At 52.4% G+C, this 15,248-nt stretch carries 13 protein-coding genes; 5 read left to right on the top strand and 8 right to left on the bottom strand.

From position 1 onward, the window contains the following. Positions 1 to 198: 198 nt before the first annotated feature. The 6 genes from LQZ21_RS12425 to LQZ21_RS12400 all read right to left on the bottom strand — a co-directional run bounded on the left by LQZ21_RS12425 (position 199) and on the right by LQZ21_RS12400 (position 7,033). Complete coding sequence (locus tag LQZ21_RS12425) at positions 199 to 1,275, bottom strand: ABC transporter ATP-binding protein (protein ID WP_411044834.1); 1,077 nt, start codon at positions 1,273 to 1,275, stop codon at positions 199 to 201. Positions 1,276 to 1,288: 13 nt separating this feature from the next. Continuing rightward, positions 1,289 to 2,119, bottom strand: a complete 831-nt coding sequence (locus tag LQZ21_RS12420; protein ID WP_411044833.1) for an ABC transporter permease — start codon at positions 2,117 to 2,119, stop codon at positions 1,289 to 1,291. Continuing rightward, the gene (locus LQZ21_RS12415; protein WP_411044832.1) at positions 2,109 to 2,849 is read right to left on the bottom strand and encodes an ABC transporter permease; all 741 of its coding nucleotides are present in this window, start codon (positions 2,847 to 2,849) and stop codon (positions 2,109 to 2,111) included. Before LQZ21_RS12415 ends, LQZ21_RS12420 begins: the two co-directional genes overlap by 11 nt. Before the next feature lie 217 nt (positions 2,850 to 3,066). Further along, on the bottom strand, positions 3,067 to 4,236 hold the full coding sequence (locus tag LQZ21_RS12410) for an extracellular solute-binding protein (RefSeq protein ID WP_411044831.1): 1,170 nt from the start codon (positions 4,234 to 4,236) through the stop codon (positions 3,067 to 3,069). Between the two features lie 220 nt (positions 4,237 to 4,456). Then, positions 4,457 to 5,794 (bottom strand): acetate/propionate family kinase, encoded by a 1,338-nt coding sequence (locus LQZ21_RS12405; RefSeq protein ID WP_411044830.1) that lies wholly within the window; start codon positions 5,792 to 5,794, stop codon positions 4,457 to 4,459. A 60-nt stretch (positions 5,795 to 5,854) separates the two neighbouring features. Continuing rightward, positions 5,855 to 7,033 carry a mannose-1-phosphate guanylyltransferase gene (locus LQZ21_RS12400; protein ID WP_411044829.1) on the bottom strand — a complete coding sequence of 393 codons (1,179 nt, stop codon included), beginning with the start codon at positions 7,031 to 7,033 and terminating at the stop codon, positions 5,855 to 5,857. A gap of 596 nt (positions 7,034 to 7,629) precedes the next feature. On the opposite strand from LQZ21_RS12400, the gene LQZ21_RS12395 reads away from it, so the two are divergent. The 4 genes from LQZ21_RS12395 to LQZ21_RS12380 all read left to right on the top strand — a co-directional run bounded on the left by LQZ21_RS12395 (position 7,630) and on the right by LQZ21_RS12380 (position 12,901). Then, on the top strand, positions 7,630 to 10,188 hold the full coding sequence (locus LQZ21_RS12395; protein WP_411044828.1) for a hypothetical protein: 2,559 nt from the start codon (positions 7,630 to 7,632) through the stop codon (positions 10,186 to 10,188). A gap of 240 nt (positions 10,189 to 10,428) precedes the next feature. Beyond that, complete coding sequence (locus tag LQZ21_RS12390) at positions 10,429 to 11,562, top strand: aldo/keto reductase (RefSeq protein WP_411044827.1); 1,134 nt, start codon at positions 10,429 to 10,431, stop codon at positions 11,560 to 11,562. Positions 11,563 to 11,575: 13 nt separating this feature from the next. Further along, positions 11,576 to 12,457: a TolB family protein gene (locus LQZ21_RS12385; RefSeq protein WP_411044826.1), complete on the top strand. Its 882-nt coding sequence runs from the start codon at positions 11,576 to 11,578 to the stop codon at positions 12,455 to 12,457. Positions 12,458 to 12,478: 21 nt separating this feature from the next. After that, positions 12,479 to 12,901 carry a hypothetical protein gene (locus LQZ21_RS12380; RefSeq protein WP_411044825.1) on the top strand — a complete coding sequence of 141 codons (423 nt, stop codon included), beginning with the start codon at positions 12,479 to 12,481 and terminating at the stop codon, positions 12,899 to 12,901. Here the strand turns inward: LQZ21_RS12380 and LQZ21_RS12375 are convergent. Further along, positions 12,898 to 13,587, bottom strand: a complete 690-nt coding sequence (locus tag LQZ21_RS12375) for a DUF2259 domain-containing protein (protein ID WP_411044823.1) — start codon at positions 13,585 to 13,587, stop codon at positions 12,898 to 12,900. The two genes, LQZ21_RS12380 and LQZ21_RS12375, sit on opposite strands and share 4 nt — an antisense overlap. A 78-nt stretch (positions 13,588 to 13,665) precedes the next feature. Between LQZ21_RS12375 and LQZ21_RS12370 the strand changes: the two genes are divergently transcribed. Continuing rightward, positions 13,666 to 14,499 carry a hypothetical protein gene (locus LQZ21_RS12370; protein WP_411044821.1) on the top strand — a complete coding sequence of 278 codons (834 nt, stop codon included), beginning with the start codon at positions 13,666 to 13,668 and terminating at the stop codon, positions 14,497 to 14,499. Here LQZ21_RS12370 and LQZ21_RS12365 read toward each other — a convergent pair. Next, a complete protein-coding gene (locus LQZ21_RS12365) occupies positions 14,494 to 15,150 on the bottom strand; it encodes a diacylglycerol/polyprenol kinase family protein (RefSeq protein ID WP_411044819.1) in 657 nt (218 codons plus the stop codon). The two genes, LQZ21_RS12370 and LQZ21_RS12365, sit on opposite strands and share 6 nt — an antisense overlap. Positions 15,151 to 15,248 lie beyond the last annotated feature (98 nt).

Genomic DNA, 15,248 nt, shown 5'->3' with positions numbered 1-15,248 from the left:
AGTTGTTCCTCGTCCCCCTTTTCCCCCATGATTCTGAGAAAAATGTAATCATTGAGAGGGTTTAACCGTTCTTTCATCATATCCGATCGTCTGTCCTTTAGAGAATACCGCTCTTTATAAGTATACCTGTTTTACGGTTCTTTTCCAAGCCATGTAGGGACGGCTCATGGGACAAAAGTAGTTAGGGCAAGGGAATCTCTAAAAACTGAACATACGTATTTTTTCTTTGGGGATTATCAGTTTTACCGTACGCCCGGAGCAATCTGTTTCCCAATCGGCGAAAAAACTATAGTTGTGCAGACGGATGTGGTTTTTGTATTGTGATCCAATAAACATACTGCTTTTAACTTCCGCATGGAAACAAAGCATATTTTCCATATCGGAAACATCCTGTTCCACGGGGAATATTTTAAAATCCGCCGATCGGACAATGATGTTCACCGCGTCACCCGGTACGGGAGTAGTGGCATCCGATGAGTGTATTGGAATACCGCTAATCACGGTATCTGCCAGGATTACGGTATTATCTTCTCCCACCGTGCCCTGAAGAATGGTGCTGTCCCCGATAAATTCCGCCACAAACACATTGGCTGGTTTTGAATAAATTGCTTCCGGCGTACCAATCTGCATAATCTTTCCCTTGTTCATAACGACAATTTTGTCGGCAATGGAAAGGGCCTCTTCCTGATCATGGGTAACATATAGGGCGGTAATACCTATCTTCTGCTGCAGCTCCCGAATATATATTCGAAGCCGGGAACGGACTTTTGCATCCAAATTGGATAAGGGTTCATCCAGGAGTAACAGGGACGGTTCAATCACCAGGGACCGGGCCAGGGCGACCCGCTGCTGCTGACCACCGGATAACTGGGCAGGTCTCCGGCTGTTTTCAAGGACCTCCGCATCAAGATCAACCAGGGCCACTATGTTATGAACCCGTTCTTTTATTTCCTGTTTTGGGACCTTGCGGAGCTTCAACCCATAGGCGATATTATCAAACACCGACATGTGCGGCCAGAGCGCGTAATTCTGAAATACCAGCGCCGCCCCACGATCCTGGGGCGGCAAAAGAGTAACGTCACTATCGTTAAAAAAAATCCTTCCGGCATCCGCATTGAGGAAACCACCAAGGATACGCAGCAGCGTTGTCTTTCCACAGCCCGAAGGCCCCAAAACAGCCGTCATCGTTCCCGGTTCCAGTGTCAGGGAAACATCGTCAAGGGCCGTATTTTTTTTATATGTTTTAATGATATGTTTAAGCTTCACTTGGGTCATACAATCTCTCCCGTTAAAGCCTCCCGAAGGAGGAAAGATATTCCGCTTTCATAAATCGTTCAAAGCAGAAGAGCAGTAGAATACCCGGTATGGTAATGATCAAACTGGTTACCGAAGCGATCTGCATCTCATAGCCAATGGAGGCAAGATACATTTGTACCGGAAGGGTTCTGACAAAGGGAGAACCGATTAGAAGCGTTCCGGTAAATTCATCCAGAGAAAACAAAAAAACCAAAAGGCTTGAAGCGGCTATACCGGGAACAGCCAGAGGCAGGGACACATCAAAAAAAGTCCGTATCCGCCTGGCGCCCATAGAGGCCGCTGCGTCTTCCAGAACAAGCGGAATAGACTGAAAGACCGATACCATGGTCCATAGTGAATAGATAAGCGCCCCGCCGATATGGACCAGAATAACGCCGACCATATTACCCGCCACCCCCCAACGGTAAAACAGGGTAGAAAGATTGGCGAATATGGGAAGGGAGGGAAAGGCCTGCGGCAGGAGAAACAGCACAAGAATAATCCGTTTCAACGGAATCCGGTAACGGGCAAGGACATAGGCCAGGGGAACCGCCATAAGTACCACAAAGACCGTTACCATTACCGCGATAGTAATGCCGTTAAGAAAAGATTTCATTAACTGGCCTTGAAATGCCTTTGCCCAATAAAAAAGGCCCCATTCGGAGGGTAAAAGATGCGGCCAATACCATTTAGCCGCAAAACTCCAAATGACAAGACCCGATAGGGGACCGATAATAATAAAGACCGTAAGGACGTAGGCCGACAGTTTAGCCGCCATCTTGAGGATACTTGGCGGCCGCAGGCCAAGCGCGCTAGGATTCATCTTTTTTTAATCCTTCCCGAAGATAAATCACCGCCGCCCCCAGGGCAAGCAAATAGGAGATTACCCCCAGGGCATTTGCCAGGGGCATATCATTTAAGTAATTAATACTGTGAAAAATATCAAGCATAATATGTTTTGCCCCTCCTCCGTTCCCCATCATCATTACCACTGAAAAATTTTGTAAAAATGATGATACAATCAAAATTGCGGTAACACCGATATTCCCCCGGGAAAGGGGAATCAGAAAATCCGCAATCTGTTTATATGTCGATGCCCCAAAGTTACGGGCGGCTTCAAGGTAACTCTGATCAACCGAGCGGAAGGCGGACATAACCAGGAGCAGGGCAAAGGCCATTTGTTTCCAGGCAAGGGAAATAACAATCCCCGGGGCTCCGTAAATAAAGCCGGGCGGATCTTCCAGATTGATCACATGAATCTGGCTTAACAACGAATTCAACAAGCCCTTGGGGGCAAGAAAAGTCCGCATGGCGTGACCTACCACCACAAAGGGGATAAACAGGGGTATCTTAAAAAAAAATTCGATAATGCGGTTTGATTTTATGGTCAGGTATCCGCCGAGGAATATCGCAATCAACATGACGGCCAGCAGGGAAAGAAAAGAAACGTATATTGTAAAAAAAATGTCCCTTCCGTAAACCTTGAAGGCATAGGTGTAGTTTCCGAAAGATACCCTGCCTTGATACTGCATACTCGAAATAAAAGACATCATAAAGGGATATACATATTCAACACAAATGAGCATAACCGGCGGCAGTACAATGAGCATCCCCACTATGCTATATATGGTTTTTTCACGAGGCAGACTACCCGTTAATCCACTGTTCTTTGGCGGTACCGCTGCTTTGACTGGATTTTGCATAACCGGTCCTTTAAAAAATCATGGTCTACTCCATCCTGACAATGGAATAGACCATGATGCATTCTGTTTACCGTACTTCGGCGTAGACCCGCTGCATTTCGGTCATATAAGGGGCCAGGGGAAGGGCCAAGCCTTTTTGTGCTATTTCTTCGGGAGAAATTTCCCCAAACAAGAGCTTTTTGGATTCTTCGCTGCATTTGGCAAAAACCGCACTGGGGTCTATACCGGGATACCAGGTGTATTTGCCCACCACAAACTCCGCTTGCACCGCCGGGTCAGCCATAAAATCGCAGAACAGCCGGGCCGCCTCGGCATTCTTCCCCTTGCTTGCCACCACCAGGTACATCGGCTGTCCGGGCAGCCCTGGTTCGGGCAGGGTCATTTTGATATTGGGGTTCATCCGTCCATCCGATTTCCAGAGCAGCAGCATATCTACCCAAACCGGACCCATATCAATTTCGCCCCGGTTAAGCATATCCAGAGTACCCGCATTACCCTGGGTAATAACCACCGGCAGATCTTTTAATTGTTTTATAATCCCCGGCCAGGTTCCGGTAATGCCGGTATTGTAGGGGCCTATCGCAATGGTTCGGTAATTTTCACTTTTCGCGTAAAGCCATCCGGCGGTAAAACCTACGCCGCTCATACCCCCAACCACGCCATTGTAGCCGAATTTGTTTGGATGGGCTTTGATCCACGCTTCCAGTTCATTGAAATTTTTCGGAGGGGTGCTCACCCGGGCGGGATTATAGGCCAATACAACCTGGGATTGAAACAGGGGAACCACATAGCCCTTTACATCAGCCCCTAAACTGTATTCAGATGCGGGGGTATTTACATACCGGGCATTACTGAGTTGGGGCACATAGGGAACGATAATGTTATTCTTTATCAAATCTTCCATGACCGACTGATTGACACAGGCGGCATCCATATCCCAATCGCCGCGGCCCGCATCAAGCTGGGCTTTCCATTTGGTATAAATAGCGCGGGACCCGTCATCCCCTGTTCCCGTATGAACAACATTAATCCTAATATGGGGATATTTTGCCCTAAACGCAGGTCCGATATGGTTTTCAAAGAATTCAACCATGTTGGTATCCCCGCCGGTCGCAAAATTAAGGCTGATCTCCTGCCGGGGCGGTACGCTGTTCTCCGTATCTCTACCCGGCATAGCATAGACCGGATACCAGGATAAGCCAAGAAAACACAAGACAAGACAGAACGTGGTCTTCATGTGGAAGCTCCTTAAAAAAAAGATGCTTCTTATTACAACAGTGAAATGTTAAACCTTTGCTTGTTATTTGTAAAAAACAGGTAAAATAAAATCCGGATGCTGTCCTAAGATTTAACTATGGAGGCTGTTCCAATTTGAAACAGCCTCCGTGCGGAGTACGACTCCTTAGTTGTCTAAGCGTTTAGACAAATAGCAACAGCTTCACTCTGCGCGGAGTTAGCTATTTCGGTACGGCGATGATGGATGCCAGTTCCGGGTGTTTGGCCAATTCTTCCTTGAGCCCCGCGGCCCGGCCCTTATTCACGTAGTCCTTGCTTTGGAAGGAATAGGTGAATTTGGTGTGTATATCGTAGGTCCCCGCCATCAGGGCGTAGGCGTCTTCGGTCATTACCAATTCCTCGTCCGTGGGGATAATGTAGATCGGGATCTTGGAATTAGCCGCGGAGATAATGGTTTCCGTGTTCCGGGTATGGGCCAGTTCGTTCTTTTTGGGGTCGTAGACGATGCCGATCCCCTCAAGGCCGTCGAGGATCTTTTTCCGCATAAAGGCGGCGAACTCCCCTACCCCGGCGGTAAAGACCAGGGCGTCCACCCGGCCGAGCACCGCCTGGTAGGCCCCGATGTACTTTTTGACCCGGTGGGCTTCCATGTCCTGGGCCAGCTTTGCCCGTTCATCCCCGTTAAGAACCGCGGCCTGGATGTCCCGGCGGTCGGCGTATTGGCCGGTAATACCCAAAAGCCCTGATTTTTTGTTCAGGGTATTCTCCATTTCCGCGGCGCTCATGCCGGTCTTCCGCATCACGTAGAAGGGCATGGCCAGGTCGGCGTCCCCGGAACGGGTCCCCATCACGAGCCCTTCCAGGGGGGTAATCCCCATGCTGGTCTCGAAGGAACAGCCGTCTTTTACCGCGTTGATGGAAGATCCGTTCCCCAAATGGGCGATGATGAGGTTCGTCTTGAAGGGGTCCTTCCCCAGGAGTACCGCGGCCCGTTTGGCGGTGTAGAGGAAACTGGTCCCGTGGAAGCCGTAGCGCCGGACCGAATACTTCTCGTACCATTCGTAGGGCACCGCGTAGAGAAAGGACGCCGGGGGCATGGTCTGGTGCCAGGCGGTATCCATCACCGCGCAGTGGGGTACGGTGGGGAGGACCTTTTGGGCCGCCTCAATCCCCATGATATTGGCGGGGTTGTGGAGGGGCCCCAGATCCTTCACCTCGTTAAAGGCCCGCATGGCGGCGTCATCCACGATAACCGATTTGATGAATTTGTCCCCGCCGTGGAGGACCCGGTGTCCCACGGCCTTGATCACCGACATATCCGTGATAACCCCATGTTCCGGGTCGGTGAGGGTTTTGATGATCAGGTCCACCGCATCCGTATGGGTGGGACAGTTATGTTTAACCGTATACTCTTCCTTCCCCTTTGCCTTGTGGGATATAAAAGAATCCCCCAGGGTGACCCGTTCAACAACCCCGACGGCCAGGATATCCTTCGCGTCCCAATCATAAACCTGGTATTTTGCGGAGGATGATCCGCAATTCAGTGTCAAAATAACCATTATCTAACCTCGCTATAAAATTTTAGTGGAGCCTATTTTAAATGATAGCATTATACCCGATTACAGCAGTTCTGTCCTGCCCGCGGCCCGAATTTTTTCCACAATTTCCCGAACCCCCTGGGTTTTCCCCTTTTGGGATATTAAAACCGAGGGGGGGCCGCCGTCTTTCCCCGAACGGACCACCACGATAAGGTCCTTTACCCCGCAGAGGGCGACCGGAATATCGGCGTCCACAAAACACCCCGCTGAACCGGCTTCGTATACCTCCGCGGCCCCGGTACCGGATAATTTGGCGTACTCGTCCCAGCTCCCCACATCCAGCCATTCAAAATCCGCCACCACCATGACGGTACGGGTACATTTTTCAGCTTCCGCATAGTCAAAGGATATGCTTTTTACCTCCCCGTAGGCTTCTTTAAGCCCCGGCCATTCCCGCAGGACCCGGATGCCCCCCTCGGCGGTATAGGCCCCCTTACCGGGGCGGCAAAGCCGCTCAAAGGGGCGGAACAATTCCGGGGCGTTCCGCCGGAATTCGTCGATCACAAACCGGGAAGAAAAGGCGAACATCCCCGAATTCCAGTAAAAGCGTCCGGCAGCAAGGAAGGCCTCCGCGGTCGCCCGGTCCGGCTTTTCACAGAACGAATGTACCCGGTACACCTGCGGCCCCCCCGGTTTGTTGGTAAGGCCGGGCTTGCTAGGTAAGCCGGGATTGCCGGGCAAGCCGGGCTTGCTAGGCAAGCCTGAGGCGGTTTCGATATACCCATAACCTGTAGCGGGGCTGGTGGGGGGAATGCCAAAAACCACCAAAAAGGAGTCGCGGGCATAGGCCGCCGCCGCGGAAGCGTCCAGGACAAAGGCCGGCAAAGGCCGGATGAGGTGATCGCTGGTCAGGACCAGGATGATCCGGTCTTCGCCGCAGGAAGCTTCGGCATAGTGGGCGCCGCAGAGGACGGCGGGGGCGGTATTTTTGGCCTGGGGCTCGGGGATTACCACCAGGCGTTTCCGGTCCTTTTCGTCAAGGCCCGCGCAGGCGCCGATGATATGGGGGACCTGGCCCTCCCCGGTGATGATAATAACCCGCCCTTCCCCGCCGGTAACGGCCAGGGCCCGCTCCAGGGCGGCATTAAAAAAGGTGGGGTTCCCCGGGGCGGATAAAAACTGCTTGGGCCGTTTGGAATTGCTGGCGGGCCAAAGCCTGGTCCCGGATCCCCCGGCCATAATGATACAATCGGTAAACATATACAAAGAGTATAACCGAATTTATCAATTTTTACCAGGAAAAAGAAGGCCGGGTACTTAGCAAGGGTCAACAAACCCGCCTTCCAAGCACGTATTTTCTCCCTTCCTTACCCGCCTTATGCGCCTTCGTGGTGAATTTCTTAAATTATGTATATAGGCGGACAGATTTCAAATGGTCGTTGACGGCTTCCGAATGAAGGTAAGGGAGGTCCCGTTGGGGGCATTTTTCGCCAAAACCCGCCCCGGCGTATTTTTTTTGCATTTTTTTTAAATTTTTTTCAAAAAAACAAGATTTCTGAACCAAAGTGTGATATAATATATAATAATCCCTTAACGGGGAATTATATCCGGCCGCTGGCTATTTGCAGCGGTTAGGTTCTTCAAGGTCTCTAAAAAAGAGGGACCCTGGGGCAGTGTCATTCCTGGTAAGTCTGCACTGCCACCAGGGTTTGCACTTACGCAAGGTAATTGTAGCCCACCACGGCAAATTTTACAATGCGTAGGTCCTCTTTATTCCCCCGGCGCCCAAGGTATCTTTTGGGCGCCGGGGACACCCCGGATCTAATCCTGGGTGCATATTCATTAAGGAGGACTCTATGTTGAAAAAGAGTCTGTTTTTGGGAGCTGCAGCCCTGGCGCTGCTGGTTTTATTCGCCTTTGTTGGGTGCTCGAACCCTTCCGGGGAAACCGAGTACGTTGACCGGATCGTGGACGCCCGGTTCGACTATCCGCCGGGTACGGTTTTTGTCAATGGCAGCAATGCCAGGGGATTTGACGAACTGCTGGGTCTGTTGGGCGATAACGGGGTGACCCACATTGCCTATCAGGGAACTTCGCTGACTTTCAGCAATACCCTGACCATCCCCACCGGTAAAACCGTCTATCTGGAGGATACTACCTCTGCGACGACTACGTTGACCCAAAACATCATCGTACAGCCCGGGGCCGCCCTCGTGCTGGTGACTGACGTAGCGACCTCTACCGATACAACTCCTCCTCTGGCGGGTAAGCTCCTCGTCAAGGGAACGGTGGACGTATACGGCAGTCTTGCCATCGGCGTCTCCGCGCTGGACGTGGCGGATTATCACAGTGAAACTTTACTGGCGGTATACACGGTTATTGGGGAACGGGTATTTGTAAAGGCCGGCGGAACCCTTGCGCTCAAGGCGACCGACATCCGCGCCCCCACTGATACCTCCTCACACGACAGATTCACCCCGGCCCTGGCCTGGGCCGCCGCGGGGCAGGGGCACCTGGTAATAGGCGCCGATGCTAGTGACAATGGTGTTCCTGGTGATGTGGGTGACGACTTTCTTGGCCCCGCGCATACGGTAACGTACCTCCTTACCACCGGGGTTTCCCCGTCGGCGTCCCGCCGCTATACGGTCTATACCGAGGGCGGCGAATTACCCCCGATCATTCCCCCTGGGGCGTTCATTACCACCAGCGCCGCGATAACGGACACCACGGACCCCGCCCATACCCTCACCGTAAACGGCGGGCTTCTGGCGAACAACGCAAGCTTTGCTGCAATCGAGAAACTGACCATATCCCAGGTAAAGACCGATAACAACACCCGGATCGCCAGCGCGGATGATCATCCGGTAGCCGGCGCGCTTGGCGCGAACAGCGCAACCCTTGCCGCGGCAACACTCATCGACATCGGCGACTACGGAACCTTTTACTCAGAGAGTCCGTCAATCGCCCTTCCCGCGGACTCGGTAATCACCCTGGGGAGAAGCGCGGAGTTCATAGCACAGAACAATGCCGCCGGAAACACCAACACCTTTGATACCCTGACCAAACTCCTCATCGGCAAGGCTTCCACCGTTCAGATTCTATCCTCCGCCGCTACCCTGACGGCGCTGAAGGAACTGGAACTCCCGGACAGCGCAACCCTCTCGGTGCCCAACGGAAATGTAAACTACAAGCTGGACAATCCGGTTAAACTGGGGAGTTATGCGTGGCTTAACGTGAAATACGATGCGGCGGCGGAGGTTGAGTTCGTGATTTCCGGCAAGACCACCATAAACAGCCCCCTTACCGTCACCGAAAAGAGTACCTTTAACGTGGAGGAAGGGGCGACCCTGGTCCTGGAGGGCGCGAGCGCCGGCCTTGATTTGATGACGGACCTGACGACCGATTCCGGTATTACCGAGCCCCCCATCACGATAAACGGAACCGTCGAGATTGGCGCTGGGGCCTCACTTAACTTCCCGGAATTCAGTGGATTTTCGACCCCGGGGGATGGTTCCAAGATTATAAGCTATGGTCCCGAAGGTAAGTTCCTGGTGAAAACAGGCGGCAGCGTCAACCTGGGCGGTACCGAGTATGTGGGGGATGCCACCGCCCTCTCCCCCTCCGGTATCTATCAATTGGCAACAGGGGCTGAAGTTGAGCTAAGCGACCGTCATCTGAAGCTTGCCAAGGGAACGGCTACCTTAACAGTAGATAACCCCATACAGGCCAAGGATACCCTGGAGATAAACGGGATCCTCGTCCTCGGCAATACGGGTGCTACTTACGCCGGGCTCAGCCTTATAGCCGGCGCCAGCGCCAGTGAGGGCGGCGCGATCCTTACCGGTACGGGCAAGGTCGTCGCGGGCACACCCACCAATGGCATATATCCCACGGAGATCGTCGGCGGTTCCGGCTGGCAGGCGAAAGGCGCGGATCGCATCACGTTAACCGGAGATACGAACGGCGGCATTACCATCGCGGCGACAGGGGTAACAACCCTTAGCGCCCAGGGGCCCGGCGCGACCATCACGCAGAACCCGGGAGCCGGCAGCTTGACTATTGCGGCAAATACCACCATTGATCTGGGGGGCAGCGACAGCGCCAAGGCCGGACAGATAATTCTCAGCTGGCACGGTAGTACCCCCGGCCAGATAACGTTTGCGGCCACCACATCGGTCATACAGATTGGAAGCACCACGAATTTGACTAATCCGTATGCCAGCGCTGATACCATAGGGGGGGTAGCGTTTACTGCTACCAACCTGGACATCTATACCAATAGCACTGCCAGTCCTTATGGTCCGGGTAAATTCATCGGTATAAAGACTACGTCCGTGGGTACGGCATTAACCGCAGGAGCTAGTGATGATGATACTATTATTATTGACAGTACCCAGACGGTTACCGCGCCTTAGTTAAACAACCGGTGTAAAGCCCTGTCCGAACCGGTAAACCCGGGCCGGACAGGGCTTGCGTAACCCACCATGACCCGGGTGGATCCAGGCAAAAGCCTCGGTTCCCCCGGGTTTTTAACACCCCGCCGGCTCCCCTCCCCTTTTCCATTTACCATTTTCCATTTCTTCCTCTCCCCCTCCCCTAGTTTTTCTATATAATTTGTGATAAAAATAGAGCATAAAATAAGAAGGAGAGGTACGATGGTAAAAAGACACATTGATTCGTTGGGGGTGGATGTTTCGCTGCTGGGGTTTGGGTGTATGCGCTTTCCCCTGATAAATAACGAGTACAGTAAAATTGACTATCCCCTGGCAAAAAAAATGATAGACCGGGCCTTTGCAGGGGGGGTAAATTATTTCGATACCGCCTGGCCCTACCATGAAAAGATGAGCGAAGTTTTTGTCGGCGAGGCGCTGTCAAAATACCCCCGGGATAGTTATTTTCTGGCCTCCAAGATGCCCACCTGGGAAACCTTTGCATCCCCCCGGGAAGATATGGAAAAGCTCTTTTCCCAGCAGCTTGAAAAGTGCCGGGTGGATTATTTTGATTTTTATCTGATCCATTCTTTGGACAAGGAACATTTAGAAAACTGCCGGAAGTATCAGATGTATGAATTTTTAAAGAAGAAGCAGGAGGAGGGAAAGATCCGCCGGCTGGGTTTTTCCTTTCACGACAACCCTGAACTCCTTGAGGAAATCGTACAATCCTATACCTGGGACTTTGCCCAGATCCAGCTTAACTACCTTGACTGGGAGGTGCTTAACGCAAAGCGGCTCTACGAATGTCTTACGGAAAACCATATCCCGGTGATTGTCATGGAACCGGTGCGGGGGGGTACTCTGGCAACGCTGAACGATAAGGCGGCGGGTCTGTTCAAAAAGGCGGATTCCCAGGCGAGTATCAGTTCCTGGGCGATCCGGTTTGCCGCGTCCCTGCCCAAGGTGATGACCGTATTAAGCGGGATGAGTACCCTGGAACAGGTGGAGGATAATGTCCATACCCTGTCGGATTTTAAACCCCTGAGTGAAGAAGAATACCAACTGATAAACGAAGCGGTCGCGATTTATAGAGCCTCCGGGACTATTCCCTGCACCGGCTGCCGTTACTGTACCGACTGTCCCCAGGGGGTCGCCATTCCCCGGATTTTCAGCCATTACAACCTGTATCAGATCGACAAAAACAAGGGGGCCTTCACCAATAACTACCGATCCCTTTTGGAGCAGGAAAAGGCCCATAACTGTGTCGGCTGCGGCCTGTGTATGACCCATTGCCCCCAGCAGATAAAAATTCCCGATTTCCTTAAGGAGATTGCCGCCTTTGCCGAGGCCGTATAAAGGAGTAAAACCTATGAATACGCGAAAAACACCGATAGAACGGCAGGACCGGGGTACTACCAGTATCCTGGAAACCTTGAATGTGGATACCGGGGAACGTAAGGCCCTGGGGGAATTTGAGGATGTGATCGAAGCCCCCAACTGGACCGGGGACGGGAAGTTCCTTATTTATAACCGGAACGGCCGGTTATACCGATATGATCTGAGCTCCGGCGGCATAGACGAAATTAATACCGGCTTCGCGGTGGATTGTAACAACGATCACGTCCTTTCCCCGGACGGTCAGTCCATCGCGGTAAGCCACCATACCTATGAGGATGGGCAATCCCGGATATACATTTTGCCCATAACCGGCGGGAATCCGGTACTGATCACCCCCATGGCGCCCAGTTACCTCCACGGCTGGTCCCCGGACGGTAAAACCCTGGCCTATTGCGCCGAGCGGAACGGTCAATACGATGTGTACACCATTCCCGTTACCGGCGGCAGGGAAACCCAGCTTACCGATGTTCCGGGTCTGGACGACGGCCCCGAATATTCCCCGGAGGGTAGATACCTCTGGTTTAATTCCACCCGTTCAGAGCTCATGCAGCTTTGGCGTATGGGGGCGGACGGCAGTAACCCCACCCAGATGACCTTTGACCAAGCCAATAACTGGTTCGGCCATGTTTCGCCCAATGGCGAGCGGGTGGTCTACATAAGTTATAAAAAGGGTGATGTGGAACCGGATCAACATCCCCCCAACAAAAACGTCCAACTGCGGCTTATGTCCGCCTCCGGGGGAGATTTTAAGGTTATCGCGGAGTTATTCGGCGGCCAGGGAACCATCAACGTAAACTCCTGGTCCCCGGATAATAAAACCATTGCCTTTGTTTCCTACCGGTTAAAATCATAGCCTTTGAGCCGGTTTCAATTTATGGCTCTTTTTTCCGTCCTTACCCTGGATCTGCGGAACCCCCTGTTTTATACGGCCAAGGCGGAACTGGATCCCTTTGACTATAACCCATTGGACGGGGAGGTTCTTTTCTGCTTCGAGCTTAACCGGGCCCAATACCGTTGTTTTGAGCCCGAGGAGCCCTATCTGGGCCCCCTGATCTGTAAAGGCGCCGCGGCGCCCCAGGTTCCGGTCGGGGCGGATTGGTTTCAACTCCCCCGGGGAACCTATCTTTTTGCCCAGATGCGGGAAAATCTTCCCCGGGAGGCGTGGATTGCCATGGCCATGGATGTTCAGCAGGAAGGGCTGTGGCGGCGTTTACAGCCCCAGTCCCGGCTTTATCTGCGGTATTTGCAGGAGGACGGCCGGGTCGTTACCCAGGTATGGAGGGCTTTTACCGGTTAGAGCCGCAGGGTTTCAACCATATAGCGGACATCAAAGGAACTTTTGTTCGGTCTTTTCATTTCAATCACAAATATCATAAAACCGTCTTGGGGGGAGCATATAACCTTTTTTATACCGTAGGAACTGACCGAGGTCCGTTTTATCTGGGCATTCCCCACCACATAGGTTTTTTTTGACCCGTCCGGGGCGGTACGTTCCAGGTCGATATAAAAGGAGCTTCCCCCTTCCCCGGTATGGGGGATTAGGGTGGCGTGGTAGGAAATGTTTTGTTCAAAGTTCCGGAATTCTATGGCCGTTACCGGGGAGTCGAAGTTGTTTTCCAGGGATATATAGAGGGGAGGCCCCTGAAGCAGGAAGTTTATCCCGTATTGTTCCGCCAATGCCGTATTTTGGGTAATAAGCCGGTAAAGCGCGCCGGCTCCGTCCTGTCCCGGTATTACCGGGGCGGTATGGGTATAGGAGACCCTGCCCCCGGAGACAAAATCATTCCGGGCCACATCCACCACAAATAAATCGGCCCAGGGCTTTAAGGTTTCCGACTGTACCCCGTATTGGGCAAACATATAGGTCCGTCCGTCCAGGGAAAAACCCAGATCCACAAAAGAAGCAATATCCCCTGCGCCAAGGTAGGAAGCGCATAGAACCAGGGCGGCTATGGTTAAATAGGATAATTTTCTTTTAAACATAGGGTTCTCCTTACTATAAAATATCGGCGAAAAGAAAACCGGCTTGAGAGAATTGGCCAAATCGGCTATCTTTATGCTATGACTTTGTCCAGGCGCAATTATTTTTTTAAGACGGGAATTTTTATCTCGGTGATTTCCTTAATCGTCATAATCGTGGGCTCCTTTGTCATCCTGCCGGTTTACCCTGACTTGACTACCGCGGCGGTACAACGATCCGCCGGAATCCTCCAGGTGTTTATGGTTCCTCTGCTAAATCCGGTTCCCTACGCGCCTTTTATCGCCATGATCGGGGCGATACTCTATTCCCTTATCAGCTTAATCCTCATCTATTATTTTTTTGAAAAAACCCCGGCCCCGGAGATACTTTTTTTTGCTTTTTTCGTCCTTTCCTTTGCCTTTGAAGGGCTCCGTATCATGGCGCCGTTAAAAGAAGTGTATGAACTCCCCAGCGTGTACCTGGTTATGGCCTCCCGGGTGCTTTTATTCGGCCGGTATTTTGGCGTTTTTGCCCTTTTTGCCGCCAGCGTATACGCGGCGGGCTGGGATGTACAAAAGCAGGGGTATGTGGTTTTTATCATCGCCGTCGTTGCCCTGATGATCGCCCTCAATGTCCCCATTGACGGGCTTTCCTGGGACAGCAGCCTGATGCCGATAGTCGGTTACCGGGGGCTGCTGCGGCTGGCGGAGATAACGCTTGTGCTGATAACCATGATCAGTTTCTTTGTTTCCGCCTATTCCCGGGGGAACCGGGAGTATGTTTTTATTGGTATCGGGTCTTTTTTGGTGTTTTTAGGGAGAAATATCCTGCTCAACGCCGATACCTGGGTAACCCCGCTGCCGGGTCTGGTAAGCCTTGGCGCGGGAACCTGGTTTATCTGTACCCAGCTGCATCGGGTATATCTCTGGTTATAGGGCGTGGTGGGCGGTTATTTGTACGATAAAGCCGACGGTAACCGGCAGGGCGATATTGTCATAATCCCCCAGGGGAAGGGCTTCCACCAGGGTACCGGTAAGGGCCGCCCAAAAAGCAACCCGGTAATTGGGGAAAACCCCGTAAGCGGAGATAAATATCGCCATAAAACAGGCCAGGGAGCCCTCCAAACTTTTGTCGCCGAGAAAAGCCGGATGCCGCCGGCCGAATAATTTCCCGATAAGGCTGGCAAAACCATCCCCAAAAGCCAGGGCGTAAATGGCGATGGACGCCGCCGGGGCGGGGTATAAGAGCAGGGACACCAGGGCGCCTAAGCCCAGGGTTACCGGCCCCAGGACGAACCGATCCATATCCCGTGGCCGGGATGCCATATTGGTGAGAAAAGAAATCACCGGCACCGCAATGCCCCGGAGCCTGAGGGTCTCCATCACGGCATAGCCCAGGGTCCCTATCATGAGGAGCCCCACGGTAACGGTCCGGTCTACCGCCGCCATAACCGGGCAGAGGGCTATGAGAAAATGTATGGATTTTCTGACAAGTTCAACCTTAATTTCACGGACATCCGGTATTCCGACCCGCAAACCAAAACGGGAAGATTTTATAATCGCGCCGATGACAGGTCTTTTATTCATCGATATACAGATAGTATGCCATACTCAAAAGGGAATGTCTACTATTATTAATAACATACTGCTTTTTTTCCCCCGGGTAAAGGGCCGGGATACGCGAA

Source organism: Treponema sp. TIM-1 (genome assembly GCF_046533115.1).
Lineage (GTDB): Bacteria > Spirochaetota > Spirochaetia > Treponematales > Breznakiellaceae > JAIRMO01.
The sequence above is the reverse complement of the archived record's forward strand: the minus strand, read 5'-3'. Positions and strand labels throughout refer to the sequence as shown.